Source organism: Rugamonas aquatica (assembly GCF_009380215.1).
Taxonomy (GTDB): domain Bacteria; phylum Pseudomonadota; class Gammaproteobacteria; order Burkholderiales; family Burkholderiaceae_D; genus Rugamonas; species Rugamonas aquatica_B.
Window position 1 is genome coordinate 174,857 of record NZ_WHUG01000009.1, and the last position, 22,450, is coordinate 197,306.

Sequence of the window (22,450 nt, forward strand, 5' to 3'; positions counted from 1 at the left end):
CCGGTCAGCGCTCGAAGGCATTTGAGCGCGGCGTCCGTGCTACGAGATTTCAGCAGAGATCGCAGCGCTATGCGGACGCCACTTGGCTTGGCCGTTGTGGCGCGGTGCGCCAGCGACGCGCCACTGACTGGTGTCCGGCTAGGCCGACGGCTAGTCCAGCCGCATACGCTGGAAAACAGTCTTTTTAGGGGAGAAACGTGTGTCGCTGACTGTATTACCGATACGGGAGTTTCCGTGGTAACGGGAGTTGATGTCGCAAGCATGGCTTTTCCTTTGTCGGTCGTTTTTATTACCCTCATGTCCTTGGTGACGGCGCAACGAGGATAGTTCCGGCGGGCCGTCCTGGTTCAGGTAGGCGGCAGAACCAAACCGACTGCAGCGTTACCTATCCTGCACAGGCGCATCGGGCGCCGTCAACCTCGCCATATCTCGCCTATGTCCAGCAATGCCCTCGATCTGATTCAGTTGCTCGCCTATGTTTATGTTCAGAACGGAGCTCCCTGCCGAGCCGAGTCCTTGTACGCAGCGCTGCACGTGCTGGAGCCGGACAATTCTATCGTGGCGAAGGCGTTGGCGTGGGCCAGTATCGAAGCGGGGCAACCACTGCAAGCTCTGAAAGTGTTGGATGGTGTGGTGGGGCCGCGCGAGCCGGATGCCTTGCTGCAGTTATTGCGCGCGCGCGCCTTTGCGCGCCTTGAGCGAGACGATGATGCCCATGTCGCGATGCAGGCGTTCCTTGCCTTGCGCACCGCTGCGGCGCGGGTGGTGCCATGAACGCGCTGCTCAACCGCGTTTCACGCTACCTGCAGATCGCATCCGAGCGGACCGATTTGCTGCTGGCCACCGTGATTGTGGCGGTCATCTTTATGATGATCTTGCCGTTGCCCGTGCTGTTAGTCGATGCGCTTATTGCGATCAATATGTGCTTTTCGGCGATCTTGCTGATGGTGGCTATGTACATTCCTTCGCCGCTGTCATTCTCCGCCTTCCCCACAGTCCTGTTGGTCAGCACGCTGTTCAGGCTGGGGCTGTCGATTGCCACGACCCGCTTGATCTTGTTGCAGGCCGATGCCGGCCACATCATTGAAACGTTCGGCAACTTTGTCGTTGGGGGCAACTTGGTCGTCGGCCTGGTTGTCTTCCTCATCCTGACTATAGTGCAGTTCATCGTGATCACCAAGGGGACCGAACGGGTGGCCGAAGTGGGCGCGCGGTTTTCGCTCGATGCAATGCCGGGTAAGCAAATGTCAATCGATGGCGATATGCGAGCCGGCGTGATCGACATGAACGAGGCGCGCCGCCGCCGCGGGGTGGTGGAGAAGGAAAGCCAGCTGTACGGGGCGATGGACGGGGCGATGAAGTTCGTGAAAGGCGACGCTATCGCCAGCCTGATCATTGTCGCCGTCAATTTATTGGGCGGTTTGCTGATCGGCGTACTGCAACGCAATATGAGCGCAGGCGCTGCTTTACAAAAGTATGCGATCCTGTCGATAGGGGACGGCTTGATCGGGCAGATCCCGGCGCTGTTCATTTCCATCTGCGCCGGCATGATCGTTACGCGCGTCTCGACAGATGACGGTGGTCCATCCAACATCGGCAAGGATATAGGTCGCCAGTTGCTGGCGCAGCCGCGCGCCTTCATGATAGGCGCCGCCGTGATGCTAGGCTTTGCAGTGATTCCTGGCATGCCGACGCTCGTGTTCATTGCACTGTTCGCGCTGATCGGTGGGATGGGCTTTATACTGCACCGCAACAGCAACCGTCCTGCCAGTGCCAGTTCGGGCGGGGGCGGACTGGGGGCGATGCCGGGCATGGCTGCGGCGGGACAAGGCAAGCCACGCCCGGGCGCCGACCCGGCCAGCGAATTCTCGCCGACGGTGCCATTGCTCATGGACGTGGCGGAATCGCTATCGGCCACGCTCCGGGCTGACTTGCTTAACGATGAATTGCTGAAAGTGCGGCGGGCGCTGTATTTCGACCTGGGCGTGCCGTTCCCCGGTATTAGCTTGCGCTTCAATGATACGTTGCCGGCTAACAGTTACGCGATCCAGTTACAGGAGGTGCCGGTGGCCCACGGGCACCTGCGACCCGGCTATCTGTTCGTGCGCGAGAGCGAGGATACCTTGCGGGCATTGGGCGTGGCGACCGAAACCGATACACCTTTCCTGCCTAATCTGCAAACCGTTTGGGTCGGGGAGGGGCTACAAGACCTCCTTACCCGAGCGGGCACCAGTACCATGGATGCTACCCAGGTGCTGACTTATCATCTGGCCTTGGTGCTGAAGAAATATGCCGCCGACTTTATCGGCATCCAAGAAACCAGGTTCTTGTTGTCCTCAATGGAAGAGCGCTTCCCCGATCTCGTCAAGGAAGTACAACGGGTCATGGCGATCCAGAAGATCGCCGAGATCCTGCAGCGTCTGGTCTCGGAAGATGTATCGATCCGGAATCTGCGCACCATTCTTGAAGCGCTGATCGATTGGGGCCAGAAAGAGAAGGATTCCGTGCTGCTCACGGAATATATCCGCGCGGCCCTGAAGCGCCACCTGTCACATAAGTATTCGGGTGGGCAAAACATGTTGCCGGCTTATCTGTTCGCGCCCAATGTTGAAGAGACGATGCGCACGGCAATCCGGCAAACCTCGGCGGGTAGCTATCTGGCACTGGACCCGCAAGTTTCGCGCCGCCTACTCGACAGCATCAAACGCGCGGTGGGAGACCTTTCGGTGGCCACTCAGCGACCGGTGTTGCTGACATCAATGGACATCCGGCGTTACGTGCGCAAGATGATCGAGCAAGACCTGTACGACCTACCTGTGATTTCATACCAAGAGTTGACCACGGAGATCAATATCCAGCCGCTCGCGCGCATCGAACTGGAGTAGCGGGCACGTCGTACGCAGGGCGACGTGGCGCATATTTAACAACATGGAACAGCTGATAAAGTTAATATCATGAGAGTAAAACAAGGACAGTACAGACGCATCCCAGCATCTGAGCAAATCGCCCCCGGCGGGATCGGGCGGGGGCTGCAGCTCAGGCATTTCGTTGCCTGGCTTCAGGACTTGGTCGCGCGAGTCGCGCACCGTGGTTGCGCTGGCGGCAAGCCAAGATCGAAAACGTCGCTCAAAACGCGGCTATTGTCTGCTTTGCTGGTGGTTCCCACCGCCGTCGCACATGCAATGGTTCAAGCCCACCTCCGCCGTAATATTGCGAAGAGTAATGTATTAGAGACGCTGCTAGCGTTGAGTAAGAAACTAGCGAATAAAGATGTAGCAGCGGAACAGCTGACGATGACAGCGATCGGGGCAATGATGCTCATTGCCTCTAAGCAGGTCGATGGCGATGCCGACGTGGCGCGTTGTAATATGTCACGTTATGCATCGCTGTTCGCTAACATGAGCGAGGAACAATTGAAGGCGCATTATTTTGCGAAGGCATTGGGCGGGGAAGCATACGACATGGCCACTACTGCGATTTCGGGCAATGTTGGTTGCCGGGCTGAGAAATTGGAGCGGGACGGCGATATGAATGGCCTTGAAATATTTAACACGGCATTTGACCTGATAACTCCCTGAGAAGCTACTCTCGGCTGATCGGCGTGGAACTGGCCGTTCAGCCCATTCCAAGGCGGCCAACGCAAATCCGACATCGAACTTTTCCCCGTGATGAGGTACACAAAGAGTGCCTTAATTTGGCACGGTTATTAACCTCGTTCTATGGAGTAAATATGAAGAAAATGAAGACTGTGAAATACACTCTGCTGCTGTTGACTGCACTGCTAACTCTAGGTATGCAGCATCTTGCTAGCGCAAATGAGGATCTGGCGACTAATTCCGCAACTCTACAAGCCACTGCAAATACGATGGTCTTTGTCAGCAAGCCAAAAGTTCCACGCGGCTATGATGATCCCCGCTGCTGGTTTGTTTCTGTCTATTACTGCACCCACAGCGGTTGATTACCAAATTTGCCTGGCGCACATGTGGGACGAAAATTCGTCGAACTGTACGCGGCCAACGGTAGTCCCATGACCGCCGAGATGCCGCAGCGCATCGCGGCCTGCGTGCATTCGCGCAGCAGGCTGCTGGCGTGACTGTCGAAGCACCCCTCGACCTTCAGCTTTTCATCGAGGCGTCCCTCTCCATGCGCGCGGCTGAGAGCCGCGATCAGATTGGCCGCCGTTGTCAACAAGACACCCTAGCCGGCATCGATTGCTTTCACCCCAGCGCCACTGCCAGATCGGTTTTGCCAACGCATGGCGGCCCGAGCATCAGTACGGTGTCGCCATGGTCGATGTAATGGCAGCTCGTCAGCGTCTGAAACTCTTTCTTGTCGATCGACGGCTGATAAGTGAAGTCGACCGTGTTCAACGCGGAGCAGATCGACGGCTCGCCGCCACTGATACCACGCAAGGAGCAGAGCTGGGCTGCCAGCGAACGCGCCGAGGGCATCCTGAAAGCGGGCGGTGCGGCGATCCTCTACGGAGAACAGGACCGGGCACTCTATCGACCTGCGACCGATACCTGTACCGACCTGCGTTTGAAACCTCACGAACCTGCATTCGAGCCAACTCTCGGCCAGAAATAACTGCAACTGAAGGCCCCCTCAAACCAGCATAAGCTGCGAATGAACCTGCATTTATCCGCGTCGACCTGCATTCCATCGGCGCGAACCAGGATTATCTGCAACTGACCGGGATGTTCAACTGCACCTTAACGTCGGCCTCGATTTTTATCAGCATGCCTCGCCAGTGTCCGACCCGCTTGACGCTCACCGCAGGCTAGATGTCATTGATTCGTATAGCGCCTATTTTCGAAAAAGCTAGTTATTCGAACTGCCCTTCTGAAATGCCAAGCGTTTTAAGTTGGAATTTGCGGCCTTGAGATGGAACTTTATCGCGCTCAGCGTTACTGATTTACAGCCAGTAGCCACTATCCGAAAGCCAGCCATGATTGAATCGGTAAAATTATTTCTAAGTTGTTTTGATTTGTCGATCTCGATGTCCGATTTCAAAGGGAAACTTGCGAAGCGGGATTGCAGACAGACAACACCGACCACACCGAGGGTCAACCGATCATGCCTGCGCAACAAGCCCGGCGCGCTTGCGCAGTTCAGAACCCGAATCTTCTCCGCAATAGGGTTGATGACGTCCAGAAATGTGTCGAAGGAAGGCGAGGCGGGGTTGGAGAAATACCAGCAAATGATGGCCAAAAAGAAAACCGGTACCGATGAGGACCCGGGAACCAGCTACGCGCTGCAACATCTGTGCAACAACTACGATATGTCACGGCAGCTGACTGAGGCCTATCCGCTTACGGTATTGAAGGACATGGCAGACAAATTGGCGACATCGGAGGCCATGAATCCGCAATCCGAAAGCTTTGATCCGCTGCACCATATGCTCGTCGCGGGAGCGATAAATTTGACGGTGAACGCGCCGACAGACCGTGAATCAGCCAAAGTACCTTCCAGCCAAATAGCGACGCGTGCAGAATTAGCCCAAACAGTCGTGGCGCAAGCGCGACAAGGAGAGAAATGGGGGGGAGCAGGCGTCTTGAAAACCACGTCAAAAAATGCCAGCGAAGCCGAAATCGATGCTGCAATGGCACAAGTTCTGCACCAATTCCCCCTGATGTCGTTGGAAAACCGAGCCAAACTGAACACGCTGCTGCCCACTGTCGCCAACAATGAGGCGACGACGCCAGTCTCGCGTTATGATGCCGAAAAATTTCCGTTGGTGCATGGCTATGACACCTTTGCTGACGATTTAAAAAGCCAGATTGCCGAACTGGCTCAAGATAGTCTCAGCGTGGCGAACAGCACGGCGTCGGATGGCGATGTCGCCCAACGGCAGGCCGTGCGACAGCATATAAAAAACAAACTCGAGCAGCGCGGCGAAACATCTGACTCATCTTGGAAAACAACCTTGCTCAACGCTTTGATTGACAAGGAAGTCGCGCGCATTATCGCATTCTCGGAAGTTCCCAGTACCAGAGCAAAGACTGTAAGTTTCGTAATGCCTGACAACCTTGAACAGTAAAAGTGTGCGATTCACGGATGTCGTTTCAACTAAAATAGTGTCATGAACGACGATACCCGAAATTTCGCTATCCACCGCGACGATCCATAAGGCATTGGAGCGCGTCGGGTGCTGTTGTCATCATGCAAGCCAATCTTCCAGCTCTTGCCGGACTGCTCCGGCAATACCGCCAGCGCTTCCTCATTCGGCATAAAATTCTAGTCGTGGGCGGATTCCATTTCCCTCTCCTTCACTGTGGGTTGAACGCTTTCAGTTTTGGAGCCGATTTGCAGTCTGCCCGCCGTTTCTAAAATCATAGGATCTCATTGATGCTGTCGATCATGCGCCCTGAATTGATCTGCTTTGGCGAAATTAGGCACTTCCGGGCGCGAGTTTTTGGTCAATAATTCCTGTGCGGGAGGGCTTGACCATGAAGCGCAAACATTTTCCGGCGGAACAAATTGTATCCGTCTTAAAGCAGGCCGAACTGGGCATGGCGGTCGGCGATATTGTCCGGCAGCTTGGCATTTCCGAGCAGACTTTTTATCGCTGGAAGAAACAGTGCGACGGCATGTAATCCGAAGACGTGCCGGAGCTCAATATCCTGCAGGACGAGAACGCGCTCCTGAAGAAGCTGGTTGCCGAGCTGAGTCTGGACAAGGCAATCCTGCAGGACGTTGCGTCAAAAAAGTGGGGGCGGCCCGCGTTGAAACGTGAGGTGGTCGATTACATCATCGGCCACTATGGATTGAAACTGGCGCGGGCCTGTCGGTTGATCAGGCAAGTGCGTAGCACGCAGTATCTGTCGAGCAGGAAGGATCTCAAGCTGGCGCTGCGACAACGCTTGCGTGAGCTGGCCTTGGTGCGCGTGCGTTGGGGCTACCGGCGCCTGCATGTGCTGCTCAAGCGCGAAGGCTTTCAACTGGGCGTCAACCAGACGTACCGATGGTATTGCCAGGAGCAGTTGCAGTTGCGCGCCTGGAGCAAGAAGCGCCGCAAGAGTTCGGTCGCCCGCCAGGTGCGCATGCAGCCACGTCAGGCAAACGATGCGTGGAGCATGGATTTTGTGGCTGACCAACTCGCCGACGGAACCAAGATACGACTGCTGACGATCATCGACATCTACAGCCGGGAATCCTTGGCCATCGTGGCCGGCCATCGCCTGCGCGGTGAGGATGTCGTGACTGCGCTCAACCGCATCATTGCAAAACGGACGGCACCGAAATGCCTGTTCGTCGACAACGGCAGCGAATTTTACGGGCACATGCTGGACCTCTGGGCTTACCACCATCACACCAAGATCGATTTCAGCCGGCCAGGGAAGCCGACCGACAACTGTTTCATCGAGACGTTTAACGGATCACCGCGTGATGAATGCCTCAATGTCCACTGGTTCACCTCTTTGACCGAGGTACAGACCGTCGTGGAGGCATGGCGCGTGGACTACAATGAGATTCGGCCTCACAAGGCTCTCAAAGACCCCCCCCACGGCTTTCGCTCGGAGTCCGGTCTCTGGAGGGCTTGAAATGGACCATTGACCGACCGAATTCCCGGCCCCGAAGTGTCCATGGAATCCAAGCGGATCAGGCACACCTCGCCATACTCGGCCAATAGACCATGTAACTCATAGCGTTGTGCTGTACGATTCTTTACCAATTGCTGTCGCATTCGTTGCATCGCTATACAGCCTGTTGTGCTTCCGTCTTAACCGCGTGCGTTCACGCCGTGCTGTTGGGCCACGAGCCAGATGGCACGTGCATCAGCCACATCACTTTTGTTACCGTTCACGAATGCCCTAACCATCTTACCTGGCATCATCTTCACCTCGTGGCCCAACTGCTGCAACTTACGCGCTCAATGCTGTGAGCGGCCGCAGGCTTCCTGCCAACCAATCACGGCATACTATTTGCAAACCAAGATAAAATTGTCCACGCTCAATCTGCTTGCTGATCACTTCGCCCGTTTCCATGTCTACTGCTTACAGCTAAAACACATTTTTTTCCGTATCTACCCCGGCCACTTAAAGTTCGGATTCGGACCGTGACTTTATTCCTTGGCTCTGTCGAAGGGTGGATGGCTAAATGATGATCAATTCGGCGCGCCGACGAACAGGGCAGCGCGCTACGTTTCCACTTGATCAGCAAGCTCTACGAGCGCACACTCCTCATTATCACAACCAATTTAGGTTTCGCCGAAAGCGGGACGTATTCGGGGATGCGAAAATGACGACAGCTTTGCTTAATCGACTCACCCATCATTGCCACATAATCGAAACCGAAAATGACAGCTACCGTTCTAGAACAGATCAACTCACATAAAGGAAAAGGAGGCTAGGAACTTAACATCGGCATGACCTTTAAACCCCAAGCAGTGGGCCATAATTCGATGCAAATACCATGTCAGATTCCAGTGTAAAGCAACACGAAAGCCTAACTCTGTTCTAAGGGAGCCGGGCTTATCGCGGCGCGGGCCACCGGGCGACAGTAGTTTTCCCAGCTATAGATGATTTGCTATAGCACCGGCAGCTTATTCAAATCGTCATGCATAGCTCTCTTTTTGTCACATCAATGTGTAATAAGATGGTTATTCGAGATGGCCTTACATCTTATTTGTAGCATCTTGCACCTTTTGAGCAATTTCTCTCATTGTATTTTCTAGTTTCGCATATGCCGAATTTTGCGGAGCGTTCGTTTCTCTACAATTTTTTTCGTGAATTCTATATACTTCGGCAGCGAGTAATTTATATCGAACAATACGCTGGGTAGGTAAAATTGAAACAGTTGAGTTCGCTGACGAGGTATTCTCGATACTTAATGGATTTTTATCCTCTAGTATACGTATATTATTCATCCCGACGCACGCAGCAATGAATTCATCGTCGTTCAACTTCGACAATGCCTCTGCCAAGGCAGTTCGCTTTTCATCAGTATCTGCCGGAAATATCGTCATAAAATCTTTCAATAACTTGTCGGAAAAAGATTTCAGTGTCTTTAAATGCACCAATAATTGTGTCGCATTTTTATCTTCGGGATGCGTCTTGAGATACTCGGTGTACCTTTTGATTCCATGGTCGTATGTCCTGTTAAGAGTAACTTCAGTCGAGAGTATTTCTGTGGAAGTGCACAATTCAAGATCAGGGCGCTTATTCGCCTTTAAAGGCACTGCCGGAACAAAATACGGATGTCCTTCACCCACTGCGGGAGACAAATCCCTCTCAAAAGGATGTTTTTCAGTTTCAATGGTTCTAATGTTCGCGATCAATTTTTTCAGCAGTTCTTGCTGTTGACGCTTTGGCGCGTCTTGAGCCCGCAGCGGTGCCTCTCTATCATAAATTCGTGCTTCTTTCTTTATTATTTCTCCATTCTTTGACTTGAGCTGTTTCGATACCCGGTCTTTTTCCCCGGCCAACTCCTTCGTTTTCTTCAAATCGGCTGGTTTATCGGAGCCTCTAAGTTTAGCGATCTCGCTCCCAAGCATATTCTCTTTTTGCTTCAACTCGGCCGCCTCCGATTTCAACTTATTTAGTTCGAATTGATATTTTTTCATTGACGGATTAGCAGCTTCGAAAGCTGCACGACTTGCGCTGAAGCTTGCTTTGAAATCGAAATTGAATATTTCTATTTTCCCGTCATATTCTTTTGCGCCCCATTCATCAATATTAACTGTATTTTTAATTATTTTTCGATATGATTCAATGTCATTTTTATCTTTTATAATATTATTATTGACGGAATTTTTAAGATCTTTCGGACCAAACATTTTTCTGGAAGATTTTTTATTAGCTGTTGGTCGCGGAGTACTCAATAAGCGCCCTTCACTTGGAGGAGGGGAAACTGACGGCTTTCGAGCAGCCAAAGTATTTTCGGTTTTTAGATTCTTAGGTCCAAATAAACGATGGGAAATGCCACTGCTTGTTGCCTTACTGGCCGTCAGTTGTGAATTCGGGCGGGGACTATCAACTTCTCCTCGCATCGAATGACCAACAACCTGATTTGACGATTTAAATATCTTTAACATAGTTTTATCTGCCTTAATGGGTCTACTGCTGACTTTCCACCTCTGCAAACCGGCAAACGACCGAATATCCGGATTGAATATTTTTCATCGGAGGTTGAAAATAATTGATTTATTCCCACGGATTAGAGGGCGCTGACATTACATTCGCTGATGTTCCAAATATTTCTTTATACTCTTCGGGATTATCTTTCTCGAAGTTTTCCAGGTCGGAAAGGTAGCGCTTCCATTCGCACGTTTGACTTCCCAATTTGAACGCCGGGGCGTTAAGAAGCAAGGCTATGTCGCGTACAACTTCACTGCTCGCCGTAGTGGTAAACCCGACAGACGCGAGTGCAGTTGCACTTCTCAGCTGTTCCCAAGCAGCACGGATAGTCTCACCGTTCACCTCCAGCGCCTCCGCAACCTGGCCTATATCTCTCTTGGCAAGAGCACAGGTTATGGCGGCATACGCAGCAGCTCCGGTTTTTAAAGTCGACTGCAATTTGGACTCTATCGCCACAAGAATAGCGTGCTTCACGGGATGCTTCGTGGGCGAAGACTTCCCATCAGCAGGCCAACTAGCGGCCATGGCGAATAGCTCCTCGAACGTCTTTCCACTGAGTGCTCGCGCCAATTCGCCAGGCGTCGACGCAGCGGTTTTCCGGCTAGCCGTCCGAAGCCCACGGTCCAGTGCAATCAGCAGCTTCCGCCCTTCCGGCGATTCCGCTTGTACCTTGAAGTCGCCTTTTAAAGTGGCCGCAACAGTTTCTACGGTGGCACCGAATTTCACCGGCATTACGCGGGCTCTTAAAGATTTCTTGAGTCGAGCAAAAGTAGAAGGCAGTTTGCGCCCACCAATAGGAGAAGGAGGCGCCGAGGCTGCGGAACTGAGCAAGGACGCAGTCTGAATCCCCCCCCCAGCAGTGTTCCTCGCACTCTTAAATGAATGAATAGCACGCAAGATATACATCGTATTCTCCAAAATTATCCGCAGAACACGCTCTGCGGACGGACTGTAGTACCAGCAGCAAGCAGCAAGTCCCAACCACAAACGCCCAGCGCCTAAGGGACTATCCATCACCCAACGCAGCACTTCTTTCCCTTATCAATTGCTGCACAAAATGCAATATTTTGTCGCATTCAGGTACCGCCTTTATCGCCGCCTCTAATACCCGCAGTGTTTCGCCTGGCTGTTGCTTTTTATTCACTTCCCGACTCAGGCAGCCCAACACTAAGGTCTCGGGCTTCCCTCCCAACTTTTGTAATTCTTTAATCGCGCCATTCAGTTGTTGCAGCTCTCTACTGATCGGTCGCGGGCACCGGACTACAATTCCTCTCACCAGGTAACCGACGCGTCGTACTTGGCCTCCACGTTGCACTTCCGAAGCCTCGGCCGATTCCCAACTGCGAAAGCTCAAAATAGGGGCGGGGGTTTGATGCGCGACATGCTTAGGCTGCGCAGCAGCCTGGGGCAACACACGATGAAAAAGCCCCTGCCTTGCCTGCTTGGCATGAGTGCGGGCATTCGTATCGGCTGCCCGCTGGCTTGGAGCGGGCGGGGAACTACCAATGGGCAACATTTGACCTCCTCATAGATGGTTGTATTTTTAATATGCAAACACGCATGACGCGCCATTCCCGAGGCGCATTGATGCTAAATACTCCGCTTGCAAGCATAAGTAACAGCATCGCGTGTTTTGTTCATTCGCAATTCAACTAACCTTTCAGCAACGAGGTCCCTCTCCCCGCTCCGCCTTTTGGCTTCGCGTTTCACAAGGCTCGCATCTTATGCACATGAATTCCACGCGTCCTTGTTAATAGCCAAAATAAGGTGATTCTGCAGTCGATTTCTTCATCCGTATGCACGCATCTTTTTGAACTCGACGCCTGCACCGTATTGGTCATGGCCAGAATGTCACGGCCAGCCTTGAACATAATCCCTACCCACGTTACTTACTGTTTGCAGTCGTCAATAATCAACAAAAAGAAATTCTTATGTTTAATTTTTTCACAAACATTTCCCGTTTTTTCCGACACTCCCCTAATTCGACATCCTCGATAAATGGGCATAACGACTCCTTAAAGGGGCGAGCAGGCGCCGGATCTGGCGCCTTCTTCTCCCGCCTGAAAGCATTTTTTAATAAAAAAAATGCCTTTCCTTCCTCAACCGCTACACTTCTCGACAAGACCGTATCGTCTACAGCACCGGCCACGGCAGGTGCGATCACACCATCAACGCCCACTTCAGCTATGATGGTGGCAATGCCAAAGACGAACAGTGCACAGCCTGCTACTCCGTTTGTGCCGCAAGACAAGCCCCTGACGGTAGCGGCCGCGGTTGCAAAACACGTGGATACACTACCGTCGCCGATCCTTGGCAACAGCCCCCCCCCCGAGTGGCTGACGGCGCCTGTGCCATCGCCAACCGCACCCGCTTCAGCTACCGCGGCGGCGGCTGATACGTACAGTTCACAACGTGCTAGTGACTTTTCGACGGAGGAAATCAACGATTGGCTGTTTAACCACTCACATCACCCCAAGCTACCTAAATCCCAGTTGCACGCGCGCGAACAGGAAAAATACGCGCCGAAAACTAGCGCCTATTTTTCAACCGTTGCAATGCAGCCGTCCGATGATCCAGAATTTTCTGGTCGAATGGGGGTGTACGAAGGAGGCATCACCGACTTGCAGGCGAATCCGGACGAAAAAGCGGCGGTCGCCTGCTCAAACAATGGCGACCTTCTGCTCGGCTGCGGCTTCGCTGTGGCCAAAGCGGTGGTGAATGCCGCAGGCCCCGGCCTGCAAGCGCAGCTATATAACACTTACGGTGTGCCAGGCGTGATGCAGCAACCTCAATATGCTCTTGACAATAAAGATTACGCGAAGACGGAAAACAGGGGCTACGCGATTACCTGCGACTCACACGACATGGCTACTACGCATCACGTTAAGGCCATCGAGTTGCTCACCGTGCCCATGCACAATCCGGCTGGGTTGGAAAATATGTATCGAGAGGCATTAATCCATTCCAAAGATATGGATTACATCGCGCTGCCAATGGCTGGCATGTCCCACCCCCTGCTAAATGGCCCTCAAGGAAAAGAAATCAGCGCGGCCATTGCTACCAAGGTTGCGAAGGAATTCATTCGCAGGCATCCGACTTCCAAACTAAAAATCATCTTTGTGATATACAACGATAAGCAAGCGGTGGAAGCATACAAAAAGCAGATCGCCACCAGTCGTGCCGACCATCCAACCGTGCCGGCTGTAACGGCGAAAAGCGATTCGCCGATAGGTAACGTGTCACACCCCCGTATGCGCGCAGGAGTCAAGCAATACACTCTTGATGACGTAAGGGGCGTGCTGTTTGAAGGAAAAAAACTCGATAAGCTTCCGCCATCAACGCTGGGGCCACGAAACAAAGAACAACGCGCGCCGAAAACAAACTTCTCACAGACCGAAAAAATGACGGGACCGGGTTGCAATAATCGACTCCATCTATACGCTGGCGCCATCACCGACTTAAGAGCAGGTCCCGACGAAACTGCGGCTATCGCATGTACACACTACGGCGACCTGGATTTGAGCTCCGGATTTCCGTTGGCGACCTCGGTTGTGAATGCGACCGGAGCAGGGCTGCAGATGGAGCTGTACAATAACTATGGCGTCCCCAAAACAGGAGGGGTAGTTGAGTTTGATGATAACCCCTACTCCGCAACGGAAGGCAGAGGCTACGCGATAACATGCGGAGCGCACGACATGGTTACGTCCCATGGCGTTAATAGGATAGAAGTCCTTTCCCCTCCGGTTAATCAGCCCAAAGGGTTTTTCAATATGTATATGGAAACCTTGGAGCACTCAAAAGATCTTGACTACATAGCGCTACCAATGGTTGGGCTCAATCTTCCTTCGCTCAACGGCAACAAAATCCACTGCGTCGAAATCGCAGTCCACGCCGCTAAGTCCTTCATTCGGAAGTATCCAGCGTCTAAATTGAAGATCGTCTTCACGGTTTTTAATGATCCCAAAGCAATGGAGCTCTATCGCCATTACTCATCTGGCAACGGGATGGTAACGTTTGACTACGTTGTGCAGTAGTTCTACCCACAGTCTTAAGAGGTAATGATTGCGACTTGATCTGACAGTTACCCGGGTTGAAGCCTGCGACTGTCAGGTCACATTCAGCTAAATCGCCACGAGTCTGCTTGGCCTTCCTCTGGCCTTCCCCCAACGTCGCGGACACTTCCGCTAGGCGCATTTTAGATTTTCAAACTGTACTGGGCTGAGATAGCCGATGGTGGAATGGCGTCGACGTGGATTGTAAAACCTTTCTATGTAGTCGAACACGTCCGCACGTAAATCATCTCTTGTCCGATAGTGCTTTTTGCTCAGGCGTTCGATCTTGAGCGTCGAGAAGAAGCTCTCCACTGCGGCGTTGTCCCAGCAGTTTCCACGGCGGCTCATGCTGCATGTGATGCCGTGGGACTCAAGCAAACGCTGGAAGTCCTCGCTGCTGTATTGAGCGCCTTGGTCGGAATGATGCAGCACGGCTTTGGGGCGTCCTCGACGAAAGACCGCCATCAACAATGCATCCATCACCGGCTGCGCCGTCATCGTCGGTTGCATCGACCAGCCCACGACGCAGCGCGAATACAAATCGAGAACGACTGCGACGGACAACCAGCCTTCGCCAGTCCAGACATAAGTGAAGTCGGCCGCCCATTTCTGATTCGGCCCAGTTGCTTCAAACTGGCGGTCCAACAGATTCGGCGCAATTGCGTGTACTGCCGCTTCAAGCTGCCCCGGGAGGGCGGCGGCGCTGGTGTCGTGCCTTGATACCAGCGATCTTCATCAACCGGGCCAAGCGATTCTCACTGCAAGCAAAGCCAGCATCCATAAGATCTCGCACTATCCGTGGAGAGCCGTATGTACCATCGCTGGCTTCGTGCCTGTGCTTGATGGCCTGCACCAACTGAGCGTTCCCACGCTCGTGCTGGCTCATCGGTCGGTAGAGCCAGTCGCAGAAACCGCTGGTGGACACGCCGAACAGGCAGCACATGGTGCGCGTGGGCCATATCCTGCGATTTGTCGTTGCAGATGATTCGGAACCACCACCGATGGCACGCCGCCGCCTTTCCACTTGCGCTTGCCGTATCCGGTCTGCGAACGCAGGCCAACTAAGCGCATAATGCGGTGAATGCGATTGATGCCGCATCGCTCACCCAAGTCGCGCAGGTCGTCCGATACCTTCGGGTAGTGGTAAACCGCGCCGCTTTCCAGCCATGACTGCTTAATGTGACCGAGCAGACGCCTCTCTTCCTTGGCTCGCTTGCTTTCAGGCTGAACGCACCACGCGTAGAACCCACTGGGATGAACACCCACCATCTTGCACAAGCGCCGCACCGGAAATTCGTCCTGTACTGCCTGAATGAAGACGTAGCTTACCAGGACGTTTTGGCAAAGTACACCGCGCCCTTTTTCAAGATGTCGCGCTCCTCGGTAACGCGCTTTAATTCGGCCTTCAGCCGCTGCATCTCGTCGGACCGGGCGTCCTGGGCCTTGCGTTCAATTTCGGGCACGCCATGCCGCTTTGTCCATGCATAGATGCTGTAGATACTGACGCCAAGCCGCTCCCTTCCAGCTAGAACGGAGCCTGGGATAACTTACTCCGCTGATTTCTTGTCGTTTTCATGAGTTCCCAATTGCTAGATAAATGAGAATGCTTTGCTGCCATGCATGGCGAGCTATCTATAACCATCGCAGCAACATTGTTTGGAGGGAAGCCCGAATTACCTATGATTGGGGCCGCGCGATAAAAACATAACAGCCGCCGAGGCGGCGAGGCTAAACAAGCCGATTGGTTGGTTGTTTTACGGCCTGAATCACCACGATCCCAGCAGCCTTCACCCTCGAAGTGCAGCCTATCGTCTGCGCTGGCGGGGAACTGACCGGATGTCCCCGTGCTGTTCACCGTCATCCATTTGCTGTCATCGCTCTAAAGCTCAGACCACCATCGCAGATTCGATGTCCACTTTTGCTTACGCCGAGGGCTCACTCCACTCGCCGCGGGCGAGTTGTTCTACCAAGCGCAGCACTTCGGCCACCGGCGCTACCAACGCTGACGGGATATATTGGTCAACAACGCCTTGGGCCAGCAAGGCCCGCGCCAGCGGTACATTTTGCATCACCGGCACCCCCGCCGCACGTGCGGCGGCGATCATCCGATGCGCTATCTCGTCTGTGCCCATGGCCAGCACCAGCGGCAAGGGCGTCGCACCGCGCTCGTAACGCAAAGCCACTGCCACGTGCGTCGGATTGGTGATCAGCACGCTGGCCTGACGGCTCTTTTCCACTGCGCCCGACAACAGCTCCCGATGAAGTTGCTTGCGCGTGTCCTTGATATGGGGATCCCCTTCCGACTCCTTGTGTTCCCGCTTGACCTCGTCCTTCGTCATCATTAATTCCTTCGTATGGCTATACCTCTGCCAAGCCAGATCAGCCAGCGCTAGCACCGCATACGCAGCCGCCACATTGAGCATCACCGCCTTTAGCAAGCTGGTGATGGCGGCACCGACGCCGTCTAGTCCTGCCAGCGGCAGCGTTAGCAAATGCGCCAGTTCGTCGCGTATGACCGAGTACAGTACCGCGCACAATACCACCACCTTCAGACAGTTCTTGAGGAATTCGACCAGATTCTTTTTGGAGAATATGTTCTTGGTGTTGGCTACCACGTTCAACTTCTTCCCGCTCGGCTTGATGGCTTCGAACGCCAACACTCCCCCAACTTGCAGCGTCTCGACCAGCACACCAACACCCAACACGATACCAAGAAAGGGGAGCAACAACATGCAGCCGGCCTTCATGGCCGGCCACAGCACCGCATCCAGTCCCTCGCCGAACGGCCGCCCGATCAACGCCATCGGCAACAACAGCAGCGACGTCAAATCCTCGGCCAAGGAACGGGCCGCGCTGATCAGGTAGACAAACAGGGCCAGTGTTAGTACCGTCTGGGTGAAGTCCTTGCTGTGCGCCACTTGCCCTTTTTTGCGCGCATCCCGCAACTTCTTACTGGTGGGCTGCTCAGTCTTTTCTCCGCTCACCGCAGCCCCCGTCCCAGCACGTCGAGCATACTGGCTAACGCGCCGATTTCATCGTGGATATAACCAAACAGCGTGGGCAGATATACCACCAGCACCAGGAAGGCCACCGCACTCTTGACCGGCATGGCCAGAAAGAACACCTGCAACTGGGGCGCGAAGCGGCTCACCAGCGCCAAACCGATCTCGGCCAACAGCATCGCCACGATCGCCGGCGATGACAGTACCACCGCCGACCGCACCAAGCGCTGGAACAGATCGGCGAAGACGTCCACGCCACCGACGTCGAGCGTCGGAAAATAACTGATCACCGGCCACAGTCGGTAGCTGTCATACAGCATGCCGAGGAATACCAGAAAACCGCCGGACACCAAGAAGAATACGATGAAGGCTTGGTTGAACAGCATGCCCAACGGTGAGGTATCGTTACCCGTCAAGGGATTGAGTGTGCTGGCGATGCTGGCGCCACGCTGGTTATCGATGAAAAAACCAACTCCCTCAATCGCCCAGAACAGCACGGCCACCGCGTAGCCGATCAGCAGCCCCAGGAAACCCTCTTTGAGCACCGTGGCGACCAGTGTGAACGTCTCGGGCACGCCATCAAGGGTCTGGCGCAACGGCGGCACCAACACCAGCGACAGCGCCACGCCTATCGCCGAGCGCAGCAGCGCCGGCACCACCGCCTTGTTGAACAGCGGGATGATGGCGAGAGCCGCCTGCAGACGCACGGTAGAGTACAGTAATGCCACCAACCAGAGCTTGGCCTCGTCATACTGGGTCACCGAGGACACCAATGTCATCGCCTCAGTGACCTGCATACGGGAAGGCATCAAACAGCTGTATCGTGTAGTGCAGGATCTCGCCGCCGACCCAGCGCACCGTCAGCATCAGCGTCACGCTGACGGCGATAAGTTTCACAGCGAAGGACAGCGTTTGTTCCTGGATCTGGGTCAGTGCCTGAAACAGACTGAACAACACGCCGACCACCGACGCCACCAGGATGGTGGGCATCGACAGCAGCAGCACCAACAGCAGTCCCTGGTTCATGTATCCGACGAAATCCGTTTCGCTCATCTCGCCCTCCTAAACATAGCTCAGCACCAGGCCGCGGATCAGGCGTGTCCAGCCATCCACCGCGACGAACAGAAACAGCTTGAGCGGCAGCGAAATCGTCACCGGCGACACCATCATCATGCCCATCGCCAGCAAGATATTCGATACGATCAAATCGATGACGACGAAGGGCAGGTAGAGCAGGAAGCCGATCTCAAAAGCGGCGGTCAGCTCCGACACCAGAAACGCCGGTATCAGCACGATAAAATGGTCATGCTGCAGTCCGGCGGCCATCTTCGCGCCCCACAGTTCCTGTGCCGTATGCAGGAAAAACTCACGCTGTTGCGGCCGGCTCTGCTTGACCAGGAAGCCCCGCAATGGCTCGGCGCCGCGCAACACCGCCGCCCCCAGCTGCTCCACCGAATGGGTGGCGGCGGGGTCGGCGCGCACCGTGTCGTACATGTGCTGACCAACCGGTGCCATGACGTAGAACGACAGAATCGCGGCCAGCCCATAGAGCGCCATATTGGGGGGGATCTGTTGCACACCGATGGCGTTACGCACCAGTGACAGCACCACGGCAATCTTGACGAAGGATGTCGTCATCACGATCATAATCGGCACTAGCGCCAACAGCGCCAGCGCGAACGCCAGGACCATAGGATCAGGGCCGCTCACGGCGCGTCTCCGCGCGGCGCCAACGCCAGCACGCGCACACCGACCCGCTCGCCAATACGCACTAACTCACCGTAGGCGTAGCAGGCGCCATTTGCCCGTATCGTCACCAGCCGGGCCGGAGGCGCCTCCAAAGGGAACACTTGGCCCGGAGCGACCGCAGCCAGCTCGCCGACCGTGATGATTGTTTCGCCCAGATCAAAATCCAGGTTGATCTCCAGCGCGTCGACACCGTCGACTATTTCAGGTGTTGCGGACTTCATGCTTTTCTCCAGGAAAGATTCAACCACCAGGCCATGCGTCTCCAGGCGCGCGCGCAACACGTGATCGCCACCGGCCCGCAGCACCAGCTGCGGCGCCGCGGCATCGATGGCGTTGTCGGGCATCAGCACATCGTGCACGGCCAGCCCCCGCAACGCAGCGGCGCGCAAACGCAGCGATCCCAGCTCCAAACGCAGACGCAGCGGTATCGCTGGGTCGAGCGCCGCCGACGGCAGGGCCGGCAAACGGCGCGCCAGCAATGCCAACAAGGGAAGCGCTGACACGTCCAGTGCCAGCCAGGCCTGGACACCGTCGCCGGCCGCCTCGCTCTCGAGCGCCAGCGCATACCACAGTATGGCCGCCGGTTCAACGCCGTCGAATTCAGTCCCGGCCTGGTCGATGCCGGTCAGGCGCATCTTGCGTCCGCTCAGCTTCTCGACCGCCAGCGCCAAGTCGCGCCAGGCCAGTTCGAGACCGGCCAGCGCCAGCGACTCGGGCAGCTGGGCCAGCGCGGCATCGGGAAACTGATGGGCGTGGAGCAGCGCCAGCAGCGCCGGCGGCGCCACCAGCCGCAATGCCGCGCCACCCCACTCCGCCCGCAGCACGCAGGCCGGCCTCGGCCATGTCGGAGCGCCGACCAGCGGCGCCAACCCGTAGCGCCAGAGGGCGCCCCCCAATGCGAAGCTGCCAGCCCTCAGCCGCGCGGCGACTAGGTTTAACTGCTCGGCGGCATCGGCTTCCAGCACCGCCATGTCATAGGCGCGCGCGCTCACCGCGGCTCCCGTTCGCGCCGCGGCGCAATGCGGGTGCCGGCCAGCGCTTGCAGTTTCACCTCGACGCCGCTGCGCAAGCGGCGCGCCAATGTCGTGGCGATGCCGTCACCGGCGCTTTGCAACACAGCGAGGCTGGCGGCATCGCTGACGTTGAAGTCAACGATCCAGCGTCCGTCTTCGCGCGTCAGGCGGATATCGACCCCCGGCAGCACGTCGGGACGCACGGTGATATGCACTTCCTGCGCGCCGTTGGCCGCCACCAGCAGACGTTCGGCCACCGCCGCCACGACCGCCACGGTCGCTGCTGCGGATGGCGGCAGCGGCGCTTCGGGCGCGACCGGCGCGGCGGCCGGAGCCAGTGGCGCCGCAAACAGGCCGAACGGTCCAGCCACCGGCACCGCCGCGGCCTGCTCACCACCATGCTGGCCGTCACGGTGATTGCCGCGCTCATCCTGGCTGGAGCGGCGCCGCCCGGCGCCGTTCGGCGCACCCGTGCCGCCGTCCCGCGTCGTCCCCCTGCCCTGCGCTTCGGCATCCCTGCCCGGCTTGCTCGGCGCCGCATCGGCGGCTTCGCACGGGGGCTCCGCGCTACGCGCCGAGGCCAGCCCGGCGCCATCCATCGCCCCATCGCACGCCGTGCTGCCCGCCAGCGTAGCGCCAAAACGGGCGACGTCGGAGCCGGCGGCAGGCGCCGGACCGGAACGCACCGCTGGCATCCCTCCCACCGCCTCGGATCGCCACCAAGTGTTATGGTTCATCGTGTTCCCTCCAATTGTCCCGCTCGCGTCCTGCGACGTGGTTGTCATCCGTTTCGATTTCGTCACCACGCTCACTTTCATGTCGCAGCAGATCATCTTCGGCCGCGACCAACTCGATAAATTTCTGTCGTGTCCGCACCGCAAGCGCGAGCCGGTTGCGCGCTTCCCGCAAATCATCCTCGGCCTGCTCACGCTGCAGCTCGGCCTTCGCCAGCAACTCCTGTTTTTCGCGCTCCGTCTCGCGCAGCGAAGCGACATCTTCGCGCAGCCACTGAAGCTCACGCGGAGCGACCACTCGTTGACACAGGTCGGCGTACATGCTGCGCTCACGCTGTGCGCTCCACTGCTGGTACTGCGTCAACGCAACACCAGCCAACTCGCTGCGGCGCGCCGCCTCCGCCAGTACCGACCGGCCGCTGGCGACGGCCATCTCAGCCTTTTCCTCGCGATGGCGTTTGACGCGTAAGATTTGTTCGAGCATCCCCATGGCCTCAGGCAGTCAACATCGTCAGCGCGGAAAGCGTTTCCTCGTACGGCGCCGACTCACCGGTGCCCTGACGCAGAAAAGCGCGCACCTCGTCGGCCTTGTCGATCGCCTCGTCGGTGCCGGCGTCGGCACCGCGCTGGTATTCGCCAATCTTGACCAGCAGCTCGACCTCTGCATATTTGGCCATCAGTTCGCGCAGGCGGCCAGCATCGGCGCGGTGCTGCTCATCGACCACGGCGTTCATGACACGGCTGGTCGAGGCCAGCACATCAATGGCAGGGTAGTGGTTGGCCGCGGCCAGTTTGCGCGAAAGTACGATGTGCCCGTCCAAAATCGAGCGTGTCTCGTCGGCCACCGGCTCGCTCATATCGTCGCCCTCGACCAGCACCGTGTAAAAAGCCGTTATCGAGCCGCGCTCATTCATGCCCCCCCGCTCCATTAACTTGGGCAGCGTGGCAAACACGCTGGGCGGATAGCCGCGCCGGGTCGGCGGTTCGCCAGCGGCCAAGCCGATTTCACGCAACGCGCGCGCAAACCGCGTCACCGAGTCCATCAGGAACAAGACCCGCTTGCCCTGGTCACGGAAGTATTCGGCGATCGCCGTGGCCACGTAAGCCGCCTTGGCTCGCTCCATCGACGACTTGTCCGATGTGGCACAAACAATCACGGCCTTGGCCCGGCCGTCCTCGCCCAGTTCGTGTTCAAGAAATTCGCGCACCTCACGGCCACGCTCACCGATCAGCGCCACCACCGTCACGTCGACTTCGGCGCCCTTAACAAGCATGCCCATCAGCGTCGACTTGCCACCGCCAGCCGCCGCAAAGATGCCCATGCGCTGGCCCTCTCCGCAGGTCAGCACGGCGTCGATGGCGCGCACGCCCAGCGCCAGTGGCTCGGCGATCAGGCGTCGCTTGAGCGGATCCGGCGCCTCGGCAAACACCGGATAATGGCCCTCGGTCTCCAGCGGCCCGCAGGTGTCCCGATCCAGCGGGCGCCCCAGTCCGTCGAGCACGCGCCCCAGCAGTCCCGGGCCGACCGCCACCATGTGCGACCGTCCGGTGGGGATCACTTCGGTGGCATTGGAGATGCCGTGCATGTCGCCAAGCGGTGTGAGTAACGCCGCATCGCGGGCAAATCCGACCACTTCGGCCTGTATCTCTGTGTGCTCGCCCGGATTGCGCAGCAGGCAGATCTCGCCTATGCTCACCGACGGCACCACCGCCCGGATAATGGTGCCCACCACTTGGGTGACGCGGCCGCGCACGATCAGCGTGGGCGCCTCCTGCATAGCCAGGCCCATCAACTCGGCAATGTAATGGAATTGATGCATG

Annotated in this window: 19 protein-coding genes and 4 pseudogenes; 9 read left to right on the forward strand and 14 right to left on the reverse strand. The window is 56.3% G+C overall.

Going from position 1 to position 22,450, the window contains the following annotated elements:
• Window positions 1-435: 435 nt before the first annotated feature.
• From sctY to GEV02_RS21430, 4 genes are all read left to right on the forward strand, one after another.
• Window positions 436-774 (forward strand): type III secretion apparatus assembly chaperone SctY, encoded by a 339-nt coding sequence (sctY, locus tag GEV02_RS21415; RefSeq protein WP_152840002.1) that lies wholly within the window; start codon window positions 436-438, stop codon window positions 772-774.
• Window positions 771-2,885: a type III secretion system export apparatus subunit SctV gene (sctV, locus tag GEV02_RS21420; RefSeq protein WP_152840003.1), complete on the forward strand. Its 2,115-nt coding sequence runs from the start codon at window positions 771-773 to the stop codon at window positions 2,883-2,885. The genes sctY and sctV overlap by 4 nt, the downstream gene beginning before the upstream one ends.
• Before the next feature lie 69 nt (window positions 2,886-2,954).
• Window positions 2,955-3,578, forward strand: a complete 624-nt coding sequence (locus GEV02_RS21425; protein WP_152840004.1) for a hypothetical protein — start codon at window positions 2,955-2,957, stop codon at window positions 3,576-3,578.
• 152 nt (window positions 3,579-3,730) lie between these two features.
• Window positions 3,731-3,958, forward strand: a complete 228-nt coding sequence (locus GEV02_RS21430; protein WP_152840005.1) for a hypothetical protein — start codon at window positions 3,731-3,733, stop codon at window positions 3,956-3,958.
• Window positions 3,959-4,217: 259 nt separating this feature from the next.
• Here GEV02_RS21430 and GEV02_RS33850 read toward each other — a convergent pair whose 3' ends face one another.
• The gene (locus GEV02_RS33850; RefSeq protein WP_456320530.1) at window positions 4,218-4,451 is read right to left on the reverse strand and encodes an ATP-binding protein; all 234 of its coding nucleotides are present in this window, start codon (window positions 4,449-4,451) and stop codon (window positions 4,218-4,220) included.
• On the opposite strand from GEV02_RS33850, the gene GEV02_RS21440 reads away from it, so the two are divergent.
• The 4 genes and pseudogenes from GEV02_RS21440 to GEV02_RS21455 all read left to right on the forward strand — a co-directional run.
• Window positions 4,351-4,587 (forward strand): hypothetical protein, encoded by a 237-nt coding sequence (locus tag GEV02_RS21440; protein ID WP_174999209.1) that lies wholly within the window; start codon window positions 4,351-4,353, stop codon window positions 4,585-4,587. The two genes, GEV02_RS33850 and GEV02_RS21440, sit on opposite strands and share 101 nt — an antisense overlap.
• A 361-nt stretch (window positions 4,588-4,948) precedes the next feature.
• On the forward strand, window positions 4,949-6,040 hold the full coding sequence (locus GEV02_RS21445; protein WP_152840006.1) for a hypothetical protein: 1,092 nt from the start codon (window positions 4,949-4,951) through the stop codon (window positions 6,038-6,040).
• 409 nt (window positions 6,041-6,449) lie between these two features.
• Window positions 6,450-7,544 (forward strand): annotated as a pseudogene (locus GEV02_RS21450) (IS3 family transposase).
• Window positions 7,545-8,131: 587 nt separating this feature from the next.
• A pseudogene (locus GEV02_RS21455) lies at window positions 8,132-8,337 on the forward strand (ATP-binding protein); the annotation flags it as partial.
• Between the two features lie 280 nt (window positions 8,338-8,617).
• Here GEV02_RS21455 and GEV02_RS21460 read toward each other — a convergent pair.
• The 3 genes from GEV02_RS21460 to GEV02_RS21470 form a co-directional block, all read right to left on the reverse strand.
• Window positions 8,618-10,036: a hypothetical protein gene (locus GEV02_RS21460; RefSeq protein ID WP_152840007.1), complete on the reverse strand. Its 1,419-nt coding sequence runs from the start codon at window positions 10,034-10,036 to the stop codon at window positions 8,618-8,620.
• Between the two features lie 109 nt (window positions 10,037-10,145).
• On the reverse strand, window positions 10,146-10,985 hold the full coding sequence (locus GEV02_RS21465) for a hypothetical protein (RefSeq protein ID WP_152840008.1): 840 nt from the start codon (window positions 10,983-10,985) through the stop codon (window positions 10,146-10,148).
• A gap of 100 nt (window positions 10,986-11,085) precedes the next feature.
• The gene (locus GEV02_RS21470; RefSeq protein WP_152840009.1) at window positions 11,086-11,595 is read right to left on the reverse strand and encodes a hypothetical protein; all 510 of its coding nucleotides are present in this window, start codon (window positions 11,593-11,595) and stop codon (window positions 11,086-11,088) included.
• A 415-nt stretch (window positions 11,596-12,010) separates the two neighbouring features.
• Between GEV02_RS21470 and GEV02_RS21475 the strand changes: the two genes are divergently transcribed.
• Window positions 12,011-14,113: a hypothetical protein gene (locus tag GEV02_RS21475; RefSeq protein WP_152840010.1), complete on the forward strand. Its 2,103-nt coding sequence runs from the start codon at window positions 12,011-12,013 to the stop codon at window positions 14,111-14,113.
• A 150-nt stretch (window positions 14,114-14,263) separates the two neighbouring features.
• Here GEV02_RS21475 and GEV02_RS21480 read toward each other — a convergent pair.
• The 10 genes and pseudogenes from GEV02_RS21480 to sctN form a co-directional block, all read right to left on the reverse strand.
• A pseudogene (locus tag GEV02_RS21480) lies at window positions 14,264-15,101 on the reverse strand (IS3 family transposase); the annotation flags it as partial.
• A pseudogene (locus GEV02_RS33435) lies at window positions 15,101-15,645 on the reverse strand (IS3 family transposase); the annotation flags it as partial. The pseudogenes GEV02_RS21480 and GEV02_RS33435, both read right to left, overlap by 1 nt.
• A 408-nt stretch (window positions 15,646-16,053) precedes the next feature.
• Window positions 16,054-17,115, reverse strand: a complete 1,062-nt coding sequence (gene sctU / locus GEV02_RS21495) for a type III secretion system export apparatus subunit SctU (protein WP_328595882.1) — start codon at window positions 17,113-17,115, stop codon at window positions 16,054-16,056.
• Window positions 17,112-17,942 (reverse strand): type III secretion system export apparatus subunit SctT, encoded by an 831-nt coding sequence (sctT, locus tag GEV02_RS21500; protein WP_235922873.1) that lies wholly within the window; start codon window positions 17,940-17,942, stop codon window positions 17,112-17,114. The genes sctU and sctT overlap by 4 nt, the downstream gene beginning before the upstream one ends.
• The gene (sctS, locus tag GEV02_RS21505; RefSeq protein ID WP_152840014.1) at window positions 17,917-18,186 is read right to left on the reverse strand and encodes a type III secretion system export apparatus subunit SctS; all 270 of its coding nucleotides are present in this window, start codon (window positions 18,184-18,186) and stop codon (window positions 17,917-17,919) included. Before sctS ends, sctT begins: the two co-directional genes overlap by 26 nt.
• Before the next feature lie 9 nt (window positions 18,187-18,195).
• Entirely contained in the window at window positions 18,196-18,843 is a 648-nt protein-coding gene (gene sctR, locus GEV02_RS21510) for a type III secretion system export apparatus subunit SctR (RefSeq protein WP_328595883.1), read from the reverse strand.
• Window positions 18,840-19,778, reverse strand: coding sequence for a type III secretion system cytoplasmic ring protein SctQ (sctQ, locus tag GEV02_RS21515; RefSeq protein WP_174999254.1), 939 nt, complete (start codon window positions 19,776-19,778; stop codon window positions 18,840-18,842). Before sctQ ends, sctR begins: the two co-directional genes overlap by 4 nt.
• A 92-nt stretch (window positions 19,779-19,870) precedes the next feature.
• Window positions 19,871-20,632, reverse strand: a complete 762-nt coding sequence (locus tag GEV02_RS21520) for a type III secretion HpaP family protein (protein ID WP_152840016.1) — start codon at window positions 20,630-20,632, stop codon at window positions 19,871-19,873.
• Entirely contained in the window at window positions 20,622-21,113 is a 492-nt protein-coding gene (gene sctO / locus GEV02_RS21525) for a type III secretion system stalk subunit SctO (RefSeq protein ID WP_174999256.1), read from the reverse strand. The genes GEV02_RS21520 and sctO overlap by 11 nt, the downstream gene beginning before the upstream one ends.
• A 10-nt stretch (window positions 21,114-21,123) precedes the next feature.
• Window positions 21,124-22,449 (reverse strand): type III secretion system ATPase SctN, encoded by a 1,326-nt coding sequence (gene sctN, locus GEV02_RS21530; RefSeq protein WP_152840018.1) that lies wholly within the window; start codon window positions 22,447-22,449, stop codon window positions 21,124-21,126.
• Between the last annotated feature and the right edge of the window lies 1 nt (window position 22,450).

What these genes read in the sequence shown, in the direction of transcription:
- sctN (WP_152840018.1), bottom strand. Translation starts at nt 22,449, where the DNA reads ATGCATCAATTCCATTACATTGCCGAGTTGATGGGCCTGGCTATGCAG.
- GEV02_RS21445 (WP_152840006.1), top strand. Translation starts at nt 4,949, where the DNA reads ATGATTGAATCGGTAAAATTATTTCTAAGTTGTTTTGATTTGTCGATC.
- sctY (WP_152840002.1), top strand. Translation starts at nt 436, where the DNA reads ATGTCCAGCAATGCCCTCGATCTGATTCAGTTGCTCGCCTATGTTTAT.
- GEV02_RS21465 (WP_152840008.1), bottom strand. Translation starts at nt 10,985, where the DNA reads ATGTATATCTTGCGTGCTATTCATTCATTTAAGAGTGCGAGGAACACT.
- sctO (WP_174999256.1), bottom strand. Translation starts at nt 21,113, where the DNA reads ATGCTCGAACAAATCTTACGCGTCAAACGCCATCGCGAGGAAAAGGCT.
- GEV02_RS33850 (WP_456320530.1), bottom strand. Translation starts at nt 4,451, where the DNA reads ATGCCCTCGGCGCGTTCGCTGGCAGCCCAGCTCTGCTCCTTGCGTGGT.
- GEV02_RS21520 (WP_152840016.1), bottom strand. Translation starts at nt 20,632, where the DNA reads ATGAACCATAACACTTGGTGGCGATCCGAGGCGGTGGGAGGGATGCCA.
- sctV (WP_152840003.1), top strand. Translation starts at nt 771, where the DNA reads ATGAACGCGCTGCTCAACCGCGTTTCACGCTACCTGCAGATCGCATCC.
- GEV02_RS21460 (WP_152840007.1), bottom strand. Translation starts at nt 10,036, where the DNA reads ATGTTAAAGATATTTAAATCGTCAAATCAGGTTGTTGGTCATTCGATG.
- GEV02_RS21475 (WP_152840010.1), top strand. Translation starts at nt 12,011, where the DNA reads ATGTTTAATTTTTTCACAAACATTTCCCGTTTTTTCCGACACTCCCCT.
- GEV02_RS21430 (WP_152840005.1), top strand. Translation starts at nt 3,731, where the DNA reads ATGAAGAAAATGAAGACTGTGAAATACACTCTGCTGCTGTTGACTGCA.
- sctT (WP_235922873.1), bottom strand. Translation starts at nt 17,942, where the DNA reads ATGCCTTCCCGTATGCAGGTCACTGAGGCGATGACATTGGTGTCCTCG.
- GEV02_RS21470 (WP_152840009.1), bottom strand. Translation starts at nt 11,595, where the DNA reads ATGTTGCCCATTGGTAGTTCCCCGCCCGCTCCAAGCCAGCGGGCAGCC.
- GEV02_RS21425 (WP_152840004.1), top strand. Translation starts at nt 2,955, where the DNA reads ATGAGAGTAAAACAAGGACAGTACAGACGCATCCCAGCATCTGAGCAA.
- sctS (WP_152840014.1), bottom strand. Translation starts at nt 18,186, where the DNA reads ATGAGCGAAACGGATTTCGTCGGATACATGAACCAGGGACTGCTGTTG.